The sequence below is a fragment of the Hyphomicrobium sp. MC8b genome (genome assembly GCF_905067615.1).
GTDB lineage: Bacteria > Pseudomonadota > Alphaproteobacteria > Rhizobiales > Hyphomicrobiaceae > Hyphomicrobium_B.
Genome location: NZ_LR898465.1, coordinates 2,959,363 through 2,981,142, shown reverse-complemented (window position 1 = coordinate 2,981,142; position 21,780 = coordinate 2,959,363). Strand labels below are relative to the sequence as shown.

General features: G+C 59.7%; 18 protein-coding genes. 6 read left to right on the top strand and 12 right to left on the bottom strand.

Translation table 11 applies throughout. The features are described from left to right. Positions 1 to 17: 17 nt before the first annotated feature. Positions 18 to 2,201, top strand: a complete 2,184-nt coding sequence (locus tag ACLB1Z_RS14540) for a CHASE2 domain-containing protein (RefSeq protein ID WP_409560484.1) — start codon at positions 18 to 20, stop codon at positions 2,199 to 2,201. Positions 2,202 to 2,231: 30 nt separating this feature from the next. Here the strand turns inward: ACLB1Z_RS14540 and ACLB1Z_RS14535 are convergent, their stop codons facing one another. Beyond that, positions 2,232 to 3,227, bottom strand: a complete 996-nt coding sequence (locus ACLB1Z_RS14535; protein ID WP_409560483.1) for a FecR domain-containing protein — start codon at positions 3,225 to 3,227, stop codon at positions 2,232 to 2,234. 226 nt (positions 3,228 to 3,453) lie between these two features. Between ACLB1Z_RS14535 and ACLB1Z_RS14530 the strand changes: the two genes are divergently transcribed. The 3 genes from ACLB1Z_RS14530 to ACLB1Z_RS14520 all read left to right on the top strand — a co-directional run bounded on the left by ACLB1Z_RS14530 (position 3,454) and on the right by ACLB1Z_RS14520 (position 6,751). Beyond that, on the top strand, positions 3,454 to 3,834 hold the full coding sequence (locus ACLB1Z_RS14530; protein ID WP_409560482.1) for a hypothetical protein: 381 nt from the start codon (positions 3,454 to 3,456) through the stop codon (positions 3,832 to 3,834). A 124-nt stretch (positions 3,835 to 3,958) separates the two neighbouring features. Further along, complete coding sequence (locus tag ACLB1Z_RS14525; protein WP_409560481.1) at positions 3,959 to 4,930, top strand: SMP-30/gluconolactonase/LRE family protein; 972 nt, start codon at positions 3,959 to 3,961, stop codon at positions 4,928 to 4,930. Positions 4,931 to 4,987: 57 nt separating this feature from the next. Next, on the top strand, positions 4,988 to 6,751 hold the full coding sequence (locus tag ACLB1Z_RS14520) for a PQQ-dependent sugar dehydrogenase (protein WP_409560480.1): 1,764 nt from the start codon (positions 4,988 to 4,990) through the stop codon (positions 6,749 to 6,751). Between the two features lie 158 nt (positions 6,752 to 6,909). On the opposite strand, the gene ACLB1Z_RS14515 is transcribed toward ACLB1Z_RS14520, so the two are convergent. From ACLB1Z_RS14515 to ACLB1Z_RS14470, 10 genes are all read right to left on the bottom strand, one after another. Then, positions 6,910 to 7,281, bottom strand: coding sequence for a tRNA-binding protein (locus ACLB1Z_RS14515; protein WP_409560479.1), 372 nt, complete (start codon positions 7,279 to 7,281; stop codon positions 6,910 to 6,912). A gap of 10 nt (positions 7,282 to 7,291) precedes the next feature. Then, positions 7,292 to 7,696 carry a tautomerase family protein gene (locus ACLB1Z_RS14510; protein ID WP_409560478.1) on the bottom strand — a complete coding sequence of 135 codons (405 nt, stop codon included), beginning with the start codon at positions 7,694 to 7,696 and terminating at the stop codon, positions 7,292 to 7,294. A 31-nt stretch (positions 7,697 to 7,727) separates the two neighbouring features. Next, positions 7,728 to 8,711 (bottom strand): MDR family oxidoreductase, encoded by a 984-nt coding sequence (locus tag ACLB1Z_RS14505; RefSeq protein WP_409560477.1) that lies wholly within the window; start codon positions 8,709 to 8,711, stop codon positions 7,728 to 7,730. 129 nt (positions 8,712 to 8,840) lie between these two features. Then, positions 8,841 to 11,192, bottom strand: coding sequence for a DUF1989 domain-containing protein (locus ACLB1Z_RS14500; protein ID WP_409560476.1), 2,352 nt, complete (start codon positions 11,190 to 11,192; stop codon positions 8,841 to 8,843). Positions 11,193 to 11,278: 86 nt separating this feature from the next. Then, positions 11,279 to 12,643: an NAD(P)-binding domain-containing protein gene (locus ACLB1Z_RS14495; RefSeq protein ID WP_409560475.1), complete on the bottom strand. Its 1,365-nt coding sequence runs from the start codon at positions 12,641 to 12,643 to the stop codon at positions 11,279 to 11,281. Positions 12,644 to 12,698: 55 nt separating this feature from the next. After that, the gene (locus tag ACLB1Z_RS14490; RefSeq protein WP_409560474.1) at positions 12,699 to 13,826 is read right to left on the bottom strand and encodes an aminomethyltransferase family protein; all 1,128 of its coding nucleotides are present in this window, start codon (positions 13,824 to 13,826) and stop codon (positions 12,699 to 12,701) included. Between the two features lie 63 nt (positions 13,827 to 13,889). Further along, complete coding sequence (locus ACLB1Z_RS14485; RefSeq protein WP_409560473.1) at positions 13,890 to 14,930, bottom strand: heme-dependent oxidative N-demethylase family protein; 1,041 nt, start codon at positions 14,928 to 14,930, stop codon at positions 13,890 to 13,892. 36 nt (positions 14,931 to 14,966) lie between these two features. Then, positions 14,967 to 15,932: a PDR/VanB family oxidoreductase gene (locus ACLB1Z_RS14480; protein WP_409560472.1), complete on the bottom strand. Its 966-nt coding sequence runs from the start codon at positions 15,930 to 15,932 to the stop codon at positions 14,967 to 14,969. Continuing rightward, entirely contained in the window at positions 15,929 to 16,531 is a 603-nt protein-coding gene (locus ACLB1Z_RS14475; protein WP_409560471.1) for a dimethylamine monooxygenase subunit DmmA family protein, read from the bottom strand. Before ACLB1Z_RS14475 ends, ACLB1Z_RS14480 begins: the two co-directional genes overlap by 4 nt. Before the next feature lie 100 nt (positions 16,532 to 16,631). Next, positions 16,632 to 18,425, bottom strand: a complete 1,794-nt coding sequence (locus tag ACLB1Z_RS14470) for an APC family permease (RefSeq protein WP_409560470.1) — start codon at positions 18,423 to 18,425, stop codon at positions 16,632 to 16,634. 486 nt (positions 18,426 to 18,911) lie between these two features. On the opposite strand from ACLB1Z_RS14470, the gene ACLB1Z_RS14465 reads away from it, so the two are divergent. Continuing rightward, positions 18,912 to 19,637 (top strand): hypothetical protein, encoded by a 726-nt coding sequence (locus ACLB1Z_RS14465; protein WP_409560469.1) that lies wholly within the window; start codon positions 18,912 to 18,914, stop codon positions 19,635 to 19,637. Next, on the top strand, positions 19,634 to 20,407 hold the full coding sequence (locus ACLB1Z_RS14460; RefSeq protein ID WP_409560468.1) for a FadR/GntR family transcriptional regulator: 774 nt from the start codon (positions 19,634 to 19,636) through the stop codon (positions 20,405 to 20,407). The genes ACLB1Z_RS14465 and ACLB1Z_RS14460 overlap by 4 nt, the downstream gene beginning before the upstream one ends. Here ACLB1Z_RS14460 and ACLB1Z_RS14455 read toward each other — a convergent pair. Next, positions 20,395 to 21,705, bottom strand: coding sequence for an ABC transporter substrate-binding protein (locus tag ACLB1Z_RS14455; protein ID WP_409560467.1), 1,311 nt, complete (start codon positions 21,703 to 21,705; stop codon positions 20,395 to 20,397). The genes ACLB1Z_RS14460 and ACLB1Z_RS14455 overlap by 13 nt on opposite strands. Positions 21,706 to 21,780: the final 75 nt, after the last annotated feature.

The following is a 21,780-nucleotide window of genomic DNA, read 5'->3' as shown; positions in this document are numbered from 1 at the left end:
AAAACCTGGATCGGAGCATGACTGCCGGATCGAATCGCCTTTCGCTCGCTCTGGTCATCGCCGCGATCCTGTTAACCGCTTGCGTCGCGATTCGCATTGCCGATCCCGAGCCGGTCGCGCGGCTTCGGCTGTCGGTCTTCGATACCTATCTTCGTAGTGCCCCCCGAGCCCTGGATAAGTCTTTTCCGGTTCGGATCGTCGCGATCGACGAAGCGTCTCTCGCGCGCATCGGACAATGGCCGTGGCCGCGCGATCGGCTCGCCGCCATCGTCACGAAGCTCGCTGCAGCCGGAGCTGCCTCGATCACGTTCGACATGGTCCTCGCCGAGCCCGACCGGCTGTCGCCCGACGTGATTGCTGAAGCCCTCGCAAGCAATCCGCGGGCGACGGGACTCGCGTCCGAACTGGCGGGCCTGCCCTCGAACGATGAAATTCTCGCCAAGGCGATCGCCCCGGCGCCCGTCGTGCTCGGCGTCGCTGGTGACAACGGCCGCGCGTGGAAGCAGGGGATCGGCCGCTACCCCGGTGCAATATCGTTCGCGGGTGACGATCCGGCCACTTTCGTTCACGCCTTCTCCGGCGGCGTCGAGAACCGTCCGGAGCTGACGAAAGCCGCCCGCGGTGTCGGCGCCGTCAACTGGCTGCCGTCCAGCGATCAAGTCGTACGCCGCATTCCGCTGCTCGTTTCGATCTCCGGCGCGCTTTACCCATCGCTGGCGCTGGAAGCCTTTCGCGTCGGCACCGGCCAATCGACAATTTTCATCAAGTCGTCGGGAGGCAGCGGTGTGCTGGCCTTCGGACAACAGACCGGCATCGACAGCATTCGCGTCGGTCAGACCGTTCTGCCGACCGACGGACGCGGCGAGCTTTGGCTGAAATTCTCGCGCAGCGATCCGCGCCGCGAGATTTCGGCTCTCAAGATCTTGGACGGCACATTCGATCCGGCGGACGTGAAAGGCCGCTACGTCATCATCGGCGCAACGGCGACAGGCCTGCTCGATTTGCGCGCCACACCGCTCGACGTTGCCGTTCCGGGCGTCGAAATCCATGCCCAGGCTTTGGAACAAATTCTGTCAGGCGATCACCTCGTGCGGCCGGCTTACGCGACCGGCGCTGAGATCGCATTCATCCTGCTTGTCGGCGGCTTCGTCGCATGGCTGATCGAACGCTCCGGCGCGCTTGTCGCCGCCATCGTCGGCGCAAGTGCGATCGCGCTGATCGTCGCTATATCGTGGTTCGATTATGCGTACATGGGCATGCTGTTCGACCCCGTCTATCCGTCTCTCTCAGTTGCGTTGCTCTATCTCGGTGTCTCGTTGACGAGTTATCTCAAATCGGAGATGCAGCGCGCCGAGATTCGATCCGCATTCGGACACTACGTTGCAGCACCGCTGGTCGAGGAACTGGCGCGCAATCGCGACAAGCTGAAGCTCGGTGGCGAGACGCGTGAGGTGACGCTGCTTTTCGCCGACGTGCGAGGCTTCTCGAAGATATCGGAAGGCATGCGCGCGGAGCAATTGATCCGCTTCGTCAATCGGCTCTTTACGCCGCTGACGGACGAAATTCTGAAGCACAACGGCACCATCGACAAATTCATGGGCGATGCCGTCATGGCCTTTTGGAATGCACCGTTGCCCGATCCTGCGCACGCTGCGAATGCCTGCCGCACAGCGTTAGCGATGCTGGATGCGCTGGCGCGCTTAAATGAAGCGTTGGAATCCGAATGCCTAGCCGGCGGCCAACCCTTCGTCCCGATTCGCATAGGTATCGGCCTGAACACGGGGGAATGCGTCGTCGGCAACGTCGGCTCGCCGCAGCGCTTCGACTATTCCGTTTTGGGCGATGTCGTGAACGTTGCTGCCCGGTTCGAAGAAGCTACGAAGACATATGCCGCCGGCATCATCGTCGGCGAGCGGACGGCAGCCGAAGCGCCACAATTTGCATTGCTTGAACTCGGCGCCGTAACGCCGCGCGGCATGGAGCGGCCCGAAATCATCTTTGCGTTGCTCGGCGACGAAGCGTTTGCGCGTTCGGAAGATTTTCGTCGCTGGGAAACGGCGCATGCAGACTTTCTGTCCGCAAAATGCGACGGCGATGGAGATCGGATGCACGTCGCTATCGCCAATTGTTTGCTGTACGCAACGGGCGGCATGGCCGACTACTACCGCAAGGCGCTCGCGGACGGGACGGCGCGCTGCTAAAGGCCAAGCCGCGCGCCGAAATGCTCCTGCTCAACGGCCGCGATTGCCGCCATACCCACCGCCATCGGACCCGCCGCGACGTCCGCCACCGAATCCGCCCATGCCGCCGCCGATGGCGATGCCCATGCCGGTCATGCATCCATCGCAGCCGCCACCGTACGCGCCGTCACCATTCCTCGGCTTGCGCGTTGCGACCTTCTTCTTCGGCGGCGTCTTTCTGGGCTTCTCAGCCTTCTTCGTCTTGATCGGCTTGGTCGGGATGATCTGCAGGTGCGGATTGAGGCACTTCTGATCCGGCTCGTCCGCAAAGTTCGCTTCGATGATCTGCGCGCGTGACAGCAGCGGATTGGGATCAATCGACGGCGTGTTGATCACGAACGGGAACGCGGTGTCGAACGCAACCGCTTTACTATCCGGCATTTTCGACCAGTTGAACGGCCCGGTCACCGCGCCGTTCGCGCCGATGTGCATCATCTGGCCCGGACGGTCGAGCACGCGGCACACGTTTCTCTTGCCGGTCGCTTCGATGGCGCCTTCATGCAGCAGCACCCAAACCGATTTGTCCGGCAATACGTAAACGTCGAAGATGGTCCCGCGGACGGTGATCGATGCATTCGGCGTGTTGATGACATAGGTTGGCTTCGTCGCGACGCCGGTAATGAAGCGAAAGGCGCCCTTCGCCATGTTCAGGATGATCGAGCCGGATTTCTTGTCGCTGTCGTAGACGAACCTGTCGAGCACGAGGCGAGAGCCGGGGCCGAGCGCGAGCTTAGTGTCGTCGTCGAGCTTGAACTCGCCTTGAGCGTCGGTGTTGACCTCAATGATCTCGTCCTGCCGGACATCGTCGCCGCGCACGAGGCGCCGCTCTTCTTTGGCGAAATCCGCCATGACGATGTTGGTGATCACGACCGCATCGCCGATCCGATCTCCGGACGCAGCGAAGGCCGGCAAAGAAAAAGCCGCCAGCGAACCGGCACTCACTGCGGTGAAGGCGAATGCAAACGACATCAACGAAGATCGCGGCATGTCACGGCTCCAGGATCAATGAATCCGAAACGCTATGCGCTTCCTGAATACCACAGTTGCGCAGCGTCCGCTCGTTTATGCCGAAGTTTGCGAAACCGCTGTGCCGGAGGTGACACGCGGTTCTCGTCCACCGGGAACCGCAAGATTGCAATGGATTCGAAATAGTTGACGGACTATAATGAGAGTGGCTATCGATCGTAACTGAACGACGTATGGGAAGCGGCGCATGCGCATCGACGTGCAGGATCTGACGCAATTCGACGTTGAAGCAGACGGCCGCAGCGTGACGCTTCATGTCGTTGATACAAAGGGAATGCCCGCAGCCGTCAATCTTCAGGTGGCGCAGCTCGGAATGCTGGCCATGTCGTTGCCGAACCTCATCGATGCGGCGATCCAAGTCCAATATGACGATGCGAGCTGCCGCTTCACGTATCCGCTGGCGTCGTGGGTGGTTGATCAGGCGCTCGATCCGTCTCTCTTGATTGTGACCTTGAAGACCTCGGACGGCTTCGGTGTCCGCTTTTCGTTGCCGCGACAGAAAGCGGACGAAATGTCGGAATCGCTGGCGATGGCGGCGCAAAAGGAAGTCGAATTGCTCACCCACTGAGGGATCGTTCTGCGAAGATTTGCGTTTTTTGTTAATCGGCTCGTTGTAGCGAATATAAATGTCGATTATAATTTAAATAAAAAGCGCGTTCCGAATGGAAACGCCACGGCTCCTTGGAGGAAGCATGAGGTCACGGAAGCGAAAGGGCTATCTCGCAGCCCTCGCCATCGTTTGTTCATCTGCAGTTGCTGCTTCGGCGATGGCAGGGGACATGAAGCCGATCGCGATACCCGGCGATCAGGCTTATCCGGAAAGTATGTCGGCATCGTCTGACGGCACGATCTATATCAGCAGCATCGCGTCCGGTGGTGTCGCGCGTGTCAAGCCCGGCGAATCCAAAGCAGAGATGTGGATCAAGCCCGGCGCATTCGACACGCGCAGCACGTTCGGCGTTCTGGTTGACGAAAAAAACAACACGCTCTGGGTCTGTTCAAACGACGTATCGACGATGGGCGTCCCGGGCCCCAGCACGGTTCCCGGCGCTTACCTGAAGGGTTTCGATCTGAAGACGGGAGAGGGGAAATTCAGCGCCGCATTCCCCGGCAAGGCCCATGTCTGCAACGACATGGCGATTGCATCTGACGGCACGATGTACGTAACGAACACGGCTGCGCCGCAAATCCTGCGCCTGAAGCCGGGGGCCAAGGAACTTGATGTCTGGCTTGAAAACGATCTGCTCGCACCGAAAAATGGAGCGGGGCTTGACGGCATCGCGTTCGGTAGCGATGGCAATCTTTACGTCAACACCTATGGCGGCAACGAATTCTTTCGTGTCACGTTGAAGGATGGCGCAGCGGGAAGCGTCACAAAGCTTGAAACATCCAGGCCCATTCAGAACCCTGACGCGCTCCGTCCTCTCGACGGCAACACGTTCCTGATGGCCGAAGGTGGCGGCACTGTCGATCGCGTAACGGTCAACGGCGATAAAGTCGATATCGAAACCTTGAAGGATGGCCTCGGCGGACCGACATCGGTTGCAAAGGTGGGCGATACGGTCTGGGTCGGCGAGGGCCAACTCACTCATCTCTTCGGCGCCAAAGAGAACGGACCGCCGAAACTGCCTTTCCAGGCCGTGCCGGTTCCTCTCGGCAAATAAATACAGCCGAGGCTTTATGGGCGTCGGCTTCCAGTCGAGACTTCCAGGAGAATGAACATGCAACCTGCTGCAACAGTACGCACATGGGTGTCTGCAGCACCGATGGCGTTTGTACTCGCGCTCGCCATGCCATTGGCCGGGGCGACATCGTCGCGCGCCGCCGAATGTCCGGGAGACAATGGCGGCCTCAGTTTGCCGAAAGGTTTCTGCGCTTCGATATTCGCCGACAAAGTCGGCCATGCCCGTCAGATGGCCGTGGCACCGGACGGCACGCTCTATGTCAACACGTGGAGCGGGCGCTACTATCAGAACAACGATTTGCCTCCGGGCGGTTTTCTAGTCGCCCTGAAGGATAGCAAAGGCACGGGCAAAGCCGATGTCATCAAGCGCTTCGGCGAAACGCAGGCCGAAGGCGGCCACGGCGGCACCGGTATCTATCTCTATAAGAATTACGTTTACGCCGAGATCAACGATCGCATCGTTCGCTATCCGCTGAAGGACGGCGAGATCGCGCCGGAAGGAAAGGGCGAAACGGTGCTGTCGGGCATGCCGATCACCGGCGATCATCCGATGCATGGATTCATCATCGACGCAAATGGCAACCTCTTCGTAGAGATGGGTTCGGCGACGAACACCTGCGAAATCAAAAATCGCATGCCGCACTCGAAAGGCCACGAGCCGTGTATCGAGCAGGAAACGCGCGCCGGCATCTGGAAGTATGACGCCAACAAGCTCGATCAGAAATTTTCGCCTGCCGAGCGCTATGCGACGGGTATCCGCAATGGCGAAGGCTTCGACTTCGATGCCGCGGGCAGGCTCTACGTCACCCAGCACGGCCGCGATCAGCTTCATGAAGATTGGCCCGAGCTTTATACCGCGCAGCAGGGTTTCGATCTGCCTGCTGAAGAAGTGTTGGAACTGAAAGCAGGCGGCGACTACGGCTGGCCGCACTGCTATTACGACGGCTTCCAGAAGAAGCTTGTTCTTGCGCCGGAATACGGCGGTGATGGCGGCAAGACAGTCGGCGTTTGTGCCGACAAGCTCGGTCCCGTTGCAGTCTTCCCAGCTCATTGGGCGCCAAACGACATGAAGATCTACAAGGCGTCGGCATTCCCGGAGCCTTATCGCGGTGGCATGTTCATTGCGTTTCATGGCTCATGGAATCGCGCGCCAGGTCCGCAGGGTGGCTACAACGTTGTCTTCCAGCCGTTCGCTGACGGCAAGACGACGGGCAACTTCATCGTCTTCGCCGACGGCTTCGCGGGCACGCAGAAAAATCCGGGTAGTGCTCCGCACCGTCCATCGGGTCTCGCGGTTGCACCCGATGGTGCGCTGTACGTTTCGGATGACGTCGCCGGTCGCATCTGGCGCATCACGTACGTCGGCGATCCGAACGCGAAAGAGCTTGAGGCAGCACCCGAAGTGCAGGCTCAAGCATCGGGCGACAAGAACGTCCTGCCGCCGGAAGGCATTCATCCGGATGCAGGCGTTGCGGCATCGCTTCCCGTTCCGCCTGGTGCGACTGCCGACCAAGTCGCGCTCGGCAAGAAGATCTTCGACGGCGAGGAAGCCGGCGCAACGTGTGCAGGCTGCCACGGTGCAGGCGGTGTTGGCAGCCCCGTCGGCGCCGATTTGACGGCCGGCAAATGGCTATGGAGCGACGGCAGTCTTGCAGGTCTCAAGAAGACGATCCTGGACGGCGTCGAAACGCCGAAAGAGCACGCCGGCGCCATGCCACCGAAAGGCGGTGTGGACTTGACCGATGCACAGGTGAACGCCGTCGCCGCCTATGTCTGGGCAATTGGGCATGTGAAGAAATAGATTGCGTCATCCTCGGCCGGGAGCAACGAATGGCGCTTCGAAGGCCGAGGATCCAGCGTGAGCCTCGCCGGAGCCGCGAAACATGAGGCGGCTCCGATGAATTTTATGTTGGATGCTCGAATGCGCTGTCGATGCTCAGACATTCGAGGACGACATGTCTAGAAAAGCCGCGCCCCGTTCGGCACTTTGATGTCGGGCGCGAACAGCACGACTTCGCCGTTTGTGTCGGGAAAGCCGAGCGTCAGCACTTCCGACATGAACTTGCCGATCTGGCGCGGCGGAAAATTCACGACCGCCGCCACCTGTCGCCCGATCAGCGTCTCGCAATCGTAATGCCGCGTGATCTGCGCACTCGATTGCTTAATGCCGATACCGGCGCCGAAGTCGATCTTCAGTTTCAATGCCGGTTTTTTCGCTTCCGGATAAGGCTCGGCTGCGACCACGGTGCCGACGCGAATATCGACCGTCAGAAACTGATCGAACGTGATCGCGGGAGATATCGGCGCGTTGGGATCATGCACGAGATGCATCGTAAATTCCTTACTCCGGCTTGCCGCAAAGCTTGCCTGTCAGGAACTGCGCCTCGCCATTGCCGAACGACCAGTCGGCGTCGGTATTGGTGACGAAGTTCACCATAACGTCACTCGACGCGATACTGCAACGCTTCGACAACGCGTCAGTCAGCAGGCGGTAGAACGTCGTCTTTTCTTCGGTCGTACGGGGCCGCGTGGTCACAGAAACGAGAACAACCTTGTCTGTGCGCGGAATGTCGAGGCCCGTATCCTCAATGCGGACGCGGCTTGGCTCGTGCTCGTGCACGATCTGATAGCGGTCGCGCACCGGAACCTTGAAGGCTTCGAGCATCGCGTCATGTGCAGCATCGAGCAGCGCTGTGAGTTCTGCGTCCGTGCGTCCTTTGATGAGGTCGAAGCGAAGAAGGGGCATTGCAGTATCCTTGCGAAGCGGAGGGAGGGAGCTAGCGGGAAACGTCGATGACGATGCGGCCGCGGATCTTGCCGTCGATGAGATCGCGAGCAGCATCGATCGCGTCGGAAAGAGGGATCGTCTTGGTCATGGCATCGAGCTTGGCAAAGTCGATCTCGTCGGTGAGACGGTTCCAGGCTTCGATGCGGTCAGCGATTGAACGGTAGACCGAGTTGATGCCGACAAGCGTCACCCCACGCAGGATGAACGGCGCGACGGTAGCGGGAAAATCCATGCCCTGCGCGAGGCCGCAGGCGGTCACGACACCCTCGTCCTTTGTTTGCGCACAGACGTTTGCGAGCGTGTGACTTCCGACGCTGTCGACAGCGCCTGCCCATCGCGCCTTTTGCAGCGGGCGGCCGGGTGAGGACAGTTCGTTGCGGTCGATGATCGTTTTTGCCCCGAGGCCTCTGAGGTAGTCGGATTCTCCGATGCGCCCTGTGGAGGCTGCGACCTCGTATCCAAGGCGCGAAAGGAGAAGCACCGCAACGCCGCCGACGCCGCCAGCGGCCCCCGTCACGATCACTTCGCCCTTCGCCGGCGTCACGCCTTGGCGCTCTAGCGCCATGACGCACAACATCGCCGTATATCCGGCAGTGCCGAGCGCCATCGCGCGTGCGGCGGTCATGCCCGGCGGAAGCGGGATTAGCCAATCGCTTTTGACGCGCGCATATTCGGCGAGGCCGCCCCAGTGGTTCTCGCCGACGCCGAAGCCGTTGAGAAGCACCGTCTCGCCCTTTTTGAAGCGCGGGTTCGCACTGTCCTCGACGATTCCTGCGAAATCAATGCCGGGCACCATCGGGAAGCTGCGAACAATCGGCATTTTGCCGGTGATCGCAAGGCCGTCCTTGTAGTTCAGCGTCGAATGGCTGATGCGGACAGTTACGTCGCCGTCTGGCAGCGCCGTTTTGTCGACATCTGCGAGGCGGGGCCCTGAGCGCTCGCTGCTTTTTTCAATGAGAATGGCTTTGAACATCGATGTCTTCTCCCTCAGAGCTACGGCGCGTTTAGCCCTCGAAGACAGGAGACGCAACACGGACGGCCTAAAAAAACGCGGCCGGGAGTGCTCCCAACCGCGTTTTGCATGCGTGCTATGCGTGGAGCTTCACATCCGGACGCGTTCTTTCTTTGGATCGTAGAACGGGAACGGCACGACTTTCGCCTTGAAGCGCTTCTGCAAGCCATCGAGACGGCCAATTTCAACGGCCGTGTCGTTGGCGGCGTGAATGGCTTCGATACGTGCGAACGCCAACGTCTTCTTCAATAGCGGCGAGCGCATCGCGCTTGTTACGATGCCAATCTGTGCCCGGCCGATGTACACCGGATCGCCGTGCGACGGCTTCTCGTTGCCCTCGATTTCGAGACCGACCAGTTTGCGCAACGGGTGAGCACGGCGATTTTCGATCGCGGCCTTTCCGATGTAGTCGTCTTCCTTCTTCGTTGGCACCGTAAAGCTGATGCCGGCTTCGAGCGGATCAGTCGTCGAGTCGAAGTCATGTCCGCCAAACACGAGGCCGGCTTCGATGCGGACCATATCGAGCGCGTCGAAACCGAACGGCTGGATCTTGAACGGCGCACCCGCCGCCATGATCGCATCCCAAACGGCAGGCGCATCTTTGGGATGGCAGAAAACCTCGTAGCCGAGCTCGCCGGTATAGCCGGTGCGCGACACGAGTACCGGAATGCCCGCAACGCCTCCGATGCGTCCGATCGTGAAGCGGAAAACGCCAAGCTCCTGCATCGTCGGACGGCTGGGAGCTGTCTCGACGATGGATGCCAGGATTTCGCGCGACTTCGGGCCTTGGACGGCGACGTTATTGAGTTCGTTCGTTGCCGTCTTGAGGTTCACCTTATAGTTCGTCTTGGCGAGTTGCTCTTTTAGCCAGATGAGACTTGCGTCGTCACCGCCGATCCAGCGGAAGTTGTTTTCGCCCAAGCGGAACAGCGTGCCGTCGTCCACCATACCGCCGTGCTCATAGCACATCGGCGTATAGTAAATTTGACCGACCGCAAGCTTGCGCACGTCGCGCGTGATGATGCCGTTGAGGAACTGCTCAGCATCCGGCCCGAGCACTTCCATCTTGCGCAGCGGCGACAAGTCCATGATGACTGCCCGCTCGCGGCATGCCCAATATTCTTCAATGGCCCCGGCATTCGCATAGCAGTGCGGTACCCAGAAGCCGCGATAGTCGCCGAAGTTGCGGGTGAGGGCTGACGTGCGCGGGTGAAATCCCGATTCTCTTGTCAGCTGCATTGGTGCATCCGGTGCCATTCTGTATCCGATCGAGCGCTTGAACGGGGTGTCCTTCGGGTAGACCCGAACTTGGATTTCAGTGAGGTTCCAGCCGTTCGAAGCGTCGATGTCGGCCGGGCAAGAGGATGTGCCGCAGACGAGATCGGTCAGCGCGCGCATCATCACGTAGTCGCCTGGACGCGACCACGGTTCGTCGGACCATATGTTGTTATGGCAGTCGACGTTGGTGTTGAAAAAGAAGTTGATCGCCGGCCAGCCTTTATAGCTGCCGATCGGATAGTCCTTCAGCGCCTCGTTGAAGTTGTCCGAGCAGTTCGGGTGGCCGAAGTAGCCCATGTCTTCATAATAGCGGGTGGTGCATGCAAGGTTGAATGTATCATGGCGTCCGACCGTGTCCTGCACGACTTCGACGAGAGGGTTGCGGTCGCGATCGAAGAATTTCGAGAACAGTCCGGGCTTCGGATAAGCCATGCCTGTCATCGTCCGCGTCGTCGTCGAGTCGAGGCCGAGCACATTGCCCTTGTCGAGCTCCTTGCGGTTGAATGCCAGGAAGTCCGAGCACTGACGGCCTTGCACGTCGATGATCTGAATATATTCGCCTTCGTGAACCTCGAAGCTTTCCGCACTTGCGATGTTGATTCGAATGTCGAGGCGCGGCTCGGCAATCGGATCGGGCAGTCTTGCTTCGTTCAGAAGTTTCGGATTGGCGCGCTGAATGAAAACAAGAACGTCGGTCGCAGGCGTCTGATCCCAGACGATCATCGGCTCCGCCGGTGCGCCGATAACAACGAGAACCGGTTTTTCAGCCTGAAGAGAAACGACGTCGCCGGGAGCGGATTCGGGGCCAAGCACGCGTGCAGCTTTGACCCGTCCGAGATCGAGGCCGCGCCGGAAAAGCCCAAAGCGCACGCGTTGTGCATCCTCGCTGTCGGCTTCAAGTGCCTTTTGGATGCCGGTCGGCGTCCCTTCGCCTTTGAGGCCGATTGCGCCGAGGTCACTTTTTCCGCCCGGTGCGAAAGCCGCGATCTCAACGGTCTGTCCGCCTTCGAGCGGACTGATTTCCACGCGGTCGCCCTTGTCGAGTTCGTAGACGGCCGTGCCGCCGCCTTTCAAGACATAACGCTCGACGCCGGGCAGCAGTGAGGATTGGCCCGGAACAAAAAGCTTGGGTCGTGCGGGGGACGTCAGAACATTGTCGCTCATGGTGTCCTCATCTCGCTGAAAACGATCGGTGGACTGACCGCTCCGTTGCGGCCAGTCCACGATCGGTCGTTGGCGTGTCGTAGGGCTTACTCAGCAGCCACCTTCGTGCCTGGCTGGTTGAGGAACGCTTCCATCGAGTCATCGAGTGCACGCATCCATGGCGTATGATGAACCGGTGCCTGCGTGCCCGTCAGAACCGATTTGTGCGAGCGGTCACGGTAGGTCAGGATGTCTTCCATCTTGTGATGCTCCCACTCCTTGAACATCTTCGCGACGGCGTCGACGTCGAGGCGCGGATAGTCGGTCGGAGCAAGAAGATCGCGCATGTACTCGGTCTGGAAATCGATCGCGCCTTCCGCATCCGGAATGGCTTCTTCCATCTCCGTCCACTTGTGGATGTCTGCCATCATATCCGACTTCGACGGCAGCTTGATGCGGCCAAGCACGACGTCACGCGCATACCACGCCTGAGCATCGAACATGTTGAACGTGTAGAACTGATCCTGCATGCCGATGTACATCAGCTTCGGATTGTCGATCCAGAAGATGCCCTTGTACAGGTTCGGCGGATAGAGACGGTTGCGCGACTTGAGACGCAGCGAGTCTTCCATGAACGGGTGATGGTGCAGGTAACCCGTGCACAATACGATGGCGTCGACTTCCTTAGACGTGCCGTCCTGGAAGAACGCAGTCTTGCCTTCGACCTTTTCGAGGAGCGGACGCTCGTCCATTCGCGCCGGCCATTTGAAGCCCATCGGCCGCGTGCGGAACGAGAACGTGACAGACTTCGCGCCGTACTTATAGCACTGAATGCCGATGTCTTCCGACGAGTAGCTTGCGCCGACGCACAGAACGTCTTTACCCGCGAACTCGTCTGCCGAGCGGAAGTCGTGCGAGTGCAGCGTGCGGCCGAGGAACTTGGTGAGGCCGGGGAATTCCGGAATATTCGGCGTCGAGAAGTGGCCACTGCCGCAGAAAACATAGTCGAATTCCGACGACGAAATCTGATCGGTTACGAGATCCTTCACCGAAACCGTGAACTTCTGCGTCGTCTCGTCGTAGCTCACCCAGCGAACCGTATGGCTCATCTTGATGTAGTGCATGATGCCGCTGCGCTCGATGCGGCCCTTGATGTAGTCATGCAGCACGGCGCGCGGTGGGAACGACGGGATCGGCCGGCCGAAGTGCTCTTCGAACGAATAGTCGGCAAATTCGAGCGCTTCCTTCGGGCCGTTCGACCACAGATAGCGATACATCGAAGCGTGAACCGGCTCGCCGAACTCGTCGGTTCCGGTGCGCCACGTGTAGTTCCAGATGCCGCCGCAGTCTTTCTGCCGCTCGTAGCAGACCATCTCCGGAATGTCCGCGCCCTTCTTCCGGGCGCTTTCGAATGCGCGCAAAACTGCCATCCCGCTCGGGCCGGCGCCGATAATCGCAATACGCTCTGCCATGTGTTGGTGTCCTTCCGACAAATACTTTGGGTTCAAGTCCTGGGTCAAAATTGGGTTACGCCGCTTCGCGCGGATGCGTGCGCAAGCGGAGCGGATCGTAGAACGGCATGCGAACGACGGTCGCTGGGAAGTCGCCCTTATCGTGCACGACGAGTTGCGTTCCGAGCTTCGTATAGGCCGGCTCGACCTGCGCCATTGCCAACGATTTCATCAGATACTTGCTGTAGGTCGTGCTGGTGACGACGCCGACTTCCTTACCGTCGACGGTGATCTTCGCACCCGGCTCGATCGCGCGATCGGTATCGACTTCAAGGCCAGTCACGAACGAGCGTTCCTTGCCCTTCTTTTCTTCCAGCGCCTTCTTGCCGATGAAATCTGGCTTGGACAGATCGACAGTCCAGTCGGCGCGAACCTCCCACGGCGTCGTGTCTTCGTTCGACATTTCGTAGGGGAAGAACAACAGGCCGCCTTCGACGCGGACGATGTCGAGGCATGCCCACGAGACCGGAATGAGGCCCTTGTCCTTGCCCGCCTCAAGAATGGAATCCCACATCTTGTGCGCGTCGGATGCCTTGCAGAACACTTCGTAGCCGCGCTCAGCCGAATAACCGCCGCGCGCCAGGCGCACCGGCGTGCCGAACAGTGTCGTCGGCTCATGCTTGAAGTAGCCGAGGCCAGCGAGATCCATCGGCGTATGCGGCGCGAGGATTTCGAGCGACAGCGGACCCTGCAGCGCAAGAATGTGGACGTCGTCGTCCTTCTCGACCTTCACGTCGTACTTCGGCGCAAGCGAGAACAGAACTTCTTCGAGCTTGCCCGCGCCGTGCGAGAGCCGGAACTCCGTCGGGCTGTCGACGTAGACGAGGACGTCGTCGATTAGTCCGCCGTTTTCGTTGACGATATTGGAGATGTGCGAGTCGCCGGGCTTCGCCTTCGAGAGGTCTGACGTCAGCATGTAGTTCAGAAGCTTCTGCGCATCCGGACCCGACACGTTGATGATCTGCAACGATGAGACGTCGAACAGACCTGCGCGGTTGCGGACGGCTTCGGTCTCGAAATAGGGGTCGGTCTGATAGGTCTGCGGCAGCGGCATGTTGTTCCATGAAACCGAATCCAGATCGGCTCCGTTCGCCCGGTGGCGATCGTTCAGGATGGATTGCCGGGGCAGATGAGCGAGTGACATGAGCATTACCTCTTGGCTGTCTTTAAACTGGTTGTGGCTGACGTTTCTTTGGGGACGAAGGATTCAATCCGGGCCGCCGCCGGGCGAGGTCGGCGCGCCGTCATCGTATTTCTCCAGCCAGTCGATTGCCGTCTGGCGATAGCGGACGAGACCTTTGTACTCGACGAGCTCGGGCGGCAGCGTCTTCAGTACGCGCGGCAGACGGCGGCCCCACTTCGGCACCGTGACGATCTGTTCGAGGCTCATGAGATAGCCGCGGATAGAGAACAGGATTGCGTTCGAACGCGGCAGGCGGAAGAGGCCCTGAAGCTCGACGCGAAGATGCAGCTTCTCTCCGACGTTTTCCGGCGTGATCGTCGTCCGGTCCTTGCCCCACTTGGGATAGTTTTCCGGGCTCGTATCGAGGCGTGGATTGATGGTCATGGTCCAGTTGAGGCGGCGCACAGGACTGCCGATCTGCAGGTTCAAAAGGAATTTCAGCGCGCGTTCGAACACGCCAGCTTCATGCGCCAGTGGTACGGGACCGTGCCATTCGAAGAAGTTCATGCCGACGTCAAAATCGAGCGACCAGTCCGCCTGCGAGGTAATGATGCCCGCATCCATCCAGAGTTGATTGTCGCGCTGGTCCTGGATCGAGAAATCGCCCTGCACCTGACGACCGATATATTCCATCGGTTCGTAAGGCAGCGAGTTGACTTCACCGAACGTGAACTTCTGGTCTATGTTGAGCGGCTTGTTGATCCAGTGCCAGTGCGCGCCGTCCCGGTGCAACGTGAAAAGATCGGGATAGTCGCGTGCAAGCGAGACCATGACCAGTTCGAGCATGTCCCACTGCGCCGTCATCATGTGCGGCAGGGCCTGGCAGCGGCCTGGATCTTCCTGCAGCACCATCGCCCGATCGCGCATTTCCGAGACGTAGTGCTCGTCGATGTCGAAGGCGTTCTCGTAGACCGAACCCTTAGGGCCTGGCGTGTGCGGCTCGATGTTCACCGAATAGCGGTACTTGTCTTCGATGAACGGAAACGGAAATCGACGGATCGTCGACGGGCTGTTCTTATAGGTGAAATCGTCCCGGAACGTCTCGTCTTTGAAAGTCAGCGCCATGCCGGTGCCTCCCCGAATGCGAATTGAAAGATGCCGTCAGAGGTCGAGTGTGATCGACCCGGTTTGAATGCGAGACATGCAGATCATGATCTTCTTGCCGCTGACCCGTTCGGGCTCGGTCAGGAAGTGGTCGTTGTGCTCGATGTAGCCGTCGCATGCGACCACGCCCGTTTCGCACTGGCCGCAGGCGCCGCCGCGGCAGAGGAATGGTGCGTCGACGCCGTGTTCTTCGAGCGCTTCGAGAATGCTCTGATGGCCTTTGACCATGATCTCGCGGCCGGATTTCGCGAGCTTGACGATGAACGGCTTGCCCGGCGGCGGGGCAGAGAACTGTTCCGAATGAACGTTTTCTGCAGGCCAGCCGAGCAGCTCCGCCGTCTGCAGCGCCCAGTCGATCATCGGCTTGGGGCCGCATGCGTACATGTGCGTGCCGAGCCGCTGATTGCCGAGGATGCTTTCGAGCGGGATCATCTGTCCTTGGTCCTGGCGATAGACGTTCACCCGTGCGCCGTACCGCGACTGCAGATATTTACAGTAGGCTCCTTCTTCGAGCGAACGCACGCCGTAGTGCAGCTCGAAATTCGATTTCAGGCTGTCGAGGTCGTTCATCATCGACATGAACGGGGTGATGCCGATGCCGCCTGCAATAAGAACGTGCTTCTTCGCGAGCTTCACGGGCGCAAACAGATTGAGCGGCTCGCTGATCTCAAGCTCGGTGCCGACCGAGACGTTCTCGTGCATGAACTTCGAGCCGCCGCGCGAGTCAGCACCGCAATTCAGGACGCTGATCTGGTAGCTCGATGTGTCGAACGGCGATCCCATCAGCGAGTAGGGGTTGCGCATCATGCGGTCGCCCGAATGCATGACGACGGAAATGTGCGAGCCGCCGGAGAATTCCGAAAGCGGCGCGTTGTCGATATCGACTAGGCGAAAGCGCTTGATGCGGGCGGCGACTTGCTCAACCTCGGCAACGCGGACGCGGCGAAGAGGGGAACCGCTCATTGATAAAGTGCCTCCGTCGGTGGAACATCGCCTGGAATTTCAGCGTCGATGCAGACGCCTTGGAATGCCGCGAGGCGGCGGGAATAGTGGTCGCGAACGAGAAGCGTCAGGCCGCAGTGTGTGCAGGTCACGGGATTGGTCGTGACGTTCTCGATGAAGCCTTTGCAATGCACGCATTGCACGCGGCGCATCAGCGAGCCGCGGTGTTCTGTCCGGATCGAGAGATGGTCGATTGAATAGTCGGCCGCGGTCTGTACGACCGAGCCGATCAGCGGCTCTGTTCCGGCGGCGTACAGCCGGAGACCCATCGGCGCCTCCTCGAGCAGCTCGCGAAGTCGCGTGATCGCTGGCGCAAGTGAAGGAAGAAATTCGGTTGTCGCCGGCGAGAGCTCGGACTTCGCTGTTTGCATGTCAGCGTCGCTCAGCGTGTCGGCAAGAAGCACCGTGGTGCGCTTTGCAAAGGCGGTGTCGGCGCGCGAAAACAATTCTGTGACGGCGGCCGCGCCGCCCTTGTCACATACGATGATGTTGCTGCGGGCGTTGAGGTCCGGGCTGAGGCCCGGATAGATCGGACGGCTTTTATTCGTGCTGATCGTCATCAAGTGCTCCTTAATTCCGGTGAGCTTCCTGCCGGAAACTTCCGGAAGCGATTTGACCAGACCGGAGCGGCGATGTGAACCGCTCCGGTCCGCTCTTTCTTTAGGCAGGCAACTGGAAGAACCAGTTGGAAGCCAGGACCACAAGGAAGCCGGCTACGAGCACGATGTAGGGCAGCGCGCCGGCTTTCTTTTTCTTGAAGTCAGCTTCGTGCAGTCCGAGGTCTTCCAGCATGTGTGCCGGGAAAACGCCTTTGTCCTGCACGTAGTGGCGGAAGCAGAAGACCGGGATGATCAACGCTGCCGTGAACAGGCCGGCCCACAGAGCCGACGGATTCCACACCTTCGCGCCCGCTCCCATGAACACGGCGTTCACGAAAGCAAACACTGCGCCGATGGCAAGCACCCACGTCGGCGCCCGCCACGGACGCGGAACGTCGGCGTTATCGATGCGATGCAGCCAGCCCGAGTTGAGGTTCAGGAAGTTGAAGATGATGTAACCGCAGTTCGAGACGGCGAGGATGAAGAAGAAGCTCGTGGCATCCGCGCAGGCAATCGCCAGGACTGCGAGGTTGATCACGAGATCGGTCCACATTGCGCGCGTCGGTGCACCGTGCTCGTTGACGTGGCTGAGGTAACGCGGCAGCCAGCCGTCACGCGAGCCCTGATAGAGCGTGCGCGAGGAACCCGCCATCGCCGTCATTAGGCAGAGCATCAGGGCGAGGATCATGAGCATGACGAGTAGGTTCGTGACGAACGCGCTGCCATGACCCACCATGTTGGCCATCGCCGCCGCGACGCCCGAACCATCGACGATGGATGGCTCAAGCATACCCGACAGGCCGAGGACGCCCTGGAACGTGAAGGGCACCAGCGTGAAGAGCACAAGGCAAAGGAGACCCGAATAGAAGATCGCCTTGAACGTGTCGGTGCCGGGATTGCGGAACTCGCTCGTGTAGCAGACCGCCGTCTCGAAGCCGTAGGTTGACCACGCCGCGATGAACATCGCGCCGAGGATCAGCGTCCATCCGCCGATATCCCAAGAGCCCATGTCCGGCGCATACGCCGCTTTCAAGGGTTCAAGGGGTGTGAAGTTCGACCAGTCGATCTGGCCCGTTATGATTGGCACGACGCCGACGATCAGCATCGGGATGATGACCGCGAGGCCGATGTACTTCTGCACGCTCGCAGTGCCGAGAATGCCCCGGTGCTGAATAGCGAAGGTAATCAGCATCAGGATTGCGCCGATGAAGAACGCGGCGTTGAACGAGAACGACACCGGGCCGAGGGTGCCGTGGAACGCCGACCAGTTGCGAATTGCAGGCGTCAGCGCCGCGATGGCATCCGTCGAGAGCAAAGCGCTAATTGCGTCGGCCGCGGTCTTACCGTGGTTGGCAGCAAGCCATTCGGCGATACGCGGAGAATCGGCCGGGATCGAACCTGCGTGTGCACTGATCCAGGCCGCCACTTGCGGCGCATCTGCCGGCGGGATCGGAGCCAGTGCGTTGAGGATGTAAGCGGCGGCAATGGAGCATCCGAGCGATAGCACGGGCGACCAGGCGAACCAGTTACACCAGACGGAGAGCGGTGCGATGAGCTTGGAATAACGCACCCAGGCGGCCGCGCCGTAGACTGAGGCGCCGCCTGATTTGTTGGGAAAGAGACCGGCGATTTCTGCGTAGGTGAAGGATTGAATGAATCCCATGATCATCGACGCGAACCACACGAGAAAGGCGACCTTTCCCGCAACGCCCGCGATACCGCCGATCGAGAAAAGGACGAGAGCCGGGACGCCGCTGGCGACCCAAAACGCACCTCTCCAATCGATCGCCCTAACAAGTTGACCGGACGTGGCGCTTGGCCCGTCCGCAGTAAGCGTTCCCGTTTCTGTTGCCATGTTCTCTCCCGATTGAGCCTTATCGGTTGATGAAAAACGAGCACCTCCCGGTTTCGCGGCTCAAGCCCTTGAGGGCCTTTGCCGATCGAAGCCGAAAGAGCGGCGGACTGCCGTCGAGCGCGGGCTTGGTTTGATGCAACCGGATGAAATGGCCGGAAACCAATTTAAACCAGAAAACACCGCAATTGCCCAACGGCGGCCATGTTAGGGGAAGGTGAATTACCCGCAAGTCAAAAAAATCACCATCAAGAAACCCTAATTGATTATTTCGCAGGCACAAAAAGCATATTTTATCGCAATACTTAGATGTTATCGCGGTTATCGCAGTTGCGAAACCAAATTGGGTATTTTTGGTCAAATGCGGTTGCATTTTGGTCCGCAAAGAGCGATTGCTGTGGCATGGGAGTGAGATAGAGAAGGATTTTCGCAATCGAGATGCGAAGCGCAGCGGCCAGCAAGTCTCGGAATTTGTGGGTGGAATCGACGGTGAGTGGGTTCGATCGGATATCGCGCGCCCGGACCGAAGAGGCTGCGCGTTGCTGGCTCGAAGCCGACGCCGTGTCGGCTGAGGAGCAAAGCGAATTCGATTCCCTGCGCGCCGTCTGTCGATCCAACGCGGGCGCTGCGCGCCTGCTTCTCGGGCACGAGCACGAAGCTGGGAACTGCTTTGAGGCGGCCGAGCTAACGTGGCGAAATGTTATCGCAGGCGTCGCCACACTCGATGTGCCGATGGGCGGCGCGAGTTCGTCTTTTCATTTCCGTCTCGCCGCAAAGGCGCCGGACGTTTTGATAGGCGCGCAACGGGAGCGATATCGCCGTCTCGCAGAAGCGGCTCTCGCGATCACCCAATTCAACCGCACGCTGATCGGTCGCCGAACGCCAGACGCCGCATGCACCGCGGAGTGTGCGGCCGCGTTGAGGGCGACTTTACGAGACGTGCTAGGCTATGCGGCGCCGGAAGCGCGCCTGCTTTCGGCTTGCATCGAGCCGAACGGCGACGCTGATATCTACGCGATTTATGCCGACAAACTCTACGATATTTCCACGCGTCAGCTGACGTTGTCGGCCGCGCTTTCCGAGACGTGCGCAAATTTGGAAAGCGCCGTGGCACTGACCGCACTTCTCGCACCCACGATTTTAGAGGCGATCGATCGTTCCGCTGACGACCCGTGCGACGCCGCCAATCCGAACCAGCAGCTTGAGTTTGAATGATGTCTGATACCTACGACTTCGAAACACCGCCTTGGATCCATGACGTCTCGCGTCATCCGCTCGTCACGCCACGGGTCAAGGAGATTGCGACACGTCTTTTCGGGCGGCTCGCGTCGGGAGAATTTCCGTTCGGAACGCGAATCCCTGCCGAACGAGACTTAGCGGAAGCGTTCGGTGATAGCCGCGCAACGATCCGTCAGGCGCTCGAATTTTTATCGGTTTACGGCATTGTTTCGCGTCGCCCTGGCAGCGGTACGTTCGTTTCATATCAGCGAAAACCACATGCGAACGGCAATGCGGGGGGACACTCCTCGTCACATATCAACGTCGATCAGCTTGCCGAGACGGCCTCGCCCTTTGCCATGAACGTCGCGGGCTCCATTCTCGCGCCCGAGATGACGCGCCTCGCGACGATCTATATGTCGACACGCGATATCGCCGACCTCCAGAGTCAGCTTCAGCGCCTCGAAGCCATCGTCACCGAAGCTGAAATATTTGCTGCGCTTGAAGAAGAATTTATGATGACGATCGCGCGCGGCACGCATAATTCGCTCATCGTCGCGATGTACGCGATCCTCCATGAAGTTCGTCGCCATCCGCAATGGGCGGCCGCCAGGCGGCAGGTGCTTACGCCGGCCAAGATCAAGAGCATCCAGTTGATGTTTCGATCGCTTTACGATGCTATTGCTCGGCGCAACGTCGAGACGGCCGTCGAGATCATCAAGCTTTACGTGGCGAACGCCCACGAAGATATGATCTACGAATCCTGAGCGGTCAGGCGTTCGAGCGTTTCCGCCGACGCCGCCAAATGCTCGCGCTGGTCCCACATCAGATCAAGCGCACGCATATGCTTGACGAGCAACGAGCGGTTCTTTGCCCACCAATCGGCAATCGAACCGAACTCCTGGATGCGTGCCTTGCCGTCAACGATGGCGACGACCGGCCAATCGCCGACTAGCGCGTTGTCGATGCCGAACAGATCCTTGCCCCACCACCGTGCTTCGCCGAACGCGTGCTGGCCGATGCCGCCGATCTTCATGGCGGCGAGCACTGAGAAGGGCTCGAACGCGCGGGCGCGCTGCACGGCAGATTTCCAAAGCTCCAGCGTCGAGGCGTATTCCCACGACACCGCGCTCCATGTGCCCGGAAAGCGCCGGCAGAATTCATCGTAGAAGGCGCCGGGATCTTCGAAATTGATGTGCCCTTCGTTGAGGCGCGGATCGTCGAAATCAGGGAACTGAAAGACGAAACCTTCCATGAAATCGCTGCTCGTCCGCCGGATCAGTTCCTCGTAGTTGTCGCATGTGCACGATAGCAGCCTGCCGCGGAAGCCGCGCTTGAATGCTTCGATCGTCAGCGCATGGACGAACGGCTCGTAGGCCGTGTCCCAGCATAGAATGTCCGGGTTCTTCGCCATCAACTTATCGACGATCGGACCGAAATCGTTCGTATCCGGCTCGAACAGGTGCTCCGCAACGAGTTCAATGCCGGCCGCCTCAAAGGCCGCCCTATAGGTCGCGATCGACGGCAGGCCGAGTAGATCGCGCTGCGCGCACAGGGCCGCTGTCTTGATGCCTGGATGCGTCCGCTTGAGCCACTCGACTCCCGTCACATTATAGATCGGATGCACTTCGCTCGGCGCAACGAGCGTTGGCGCATCGGGAGACAGATCGCTCGGCAACAGCGTCGCGACGAGCATGCGATGCTGCTTGATCAGCCTGCGAACGTCCGTCGTGAGATCGTTGCCGCCGATCATCAGGATGAGTTTGACGCCTTCCTCGACGATCAGCTTCTTGGCGCCCTGAAGCGCCCGGTCGGGCTGATACATCGTGTCGTAAGGCACTAGTTCGAGCATGTAACGGCGGCCGCCGACTTTCAGTCCGCCGGCAGCATTCACGCGCTCGGTCCAGATGAGGCTGCCGTTATATCCGGGAACCGCCCATGCCTTCAGCGGGCCTGTAAGAGGCGCGAGAACGCCGATCTTGAGGACGGTTGAAGACCCCAACCCTAGGTCTCTCATCGCAACCGCCAGAGCCGATACAACGGCACTTCGGGGTCTAGCGGCCATAGCTTGAAATTACCGGACTTTGAGTTTGTTGCCGCACGAGGATTAACGTCATTGCATTCCAAAAGGCCCACGCTT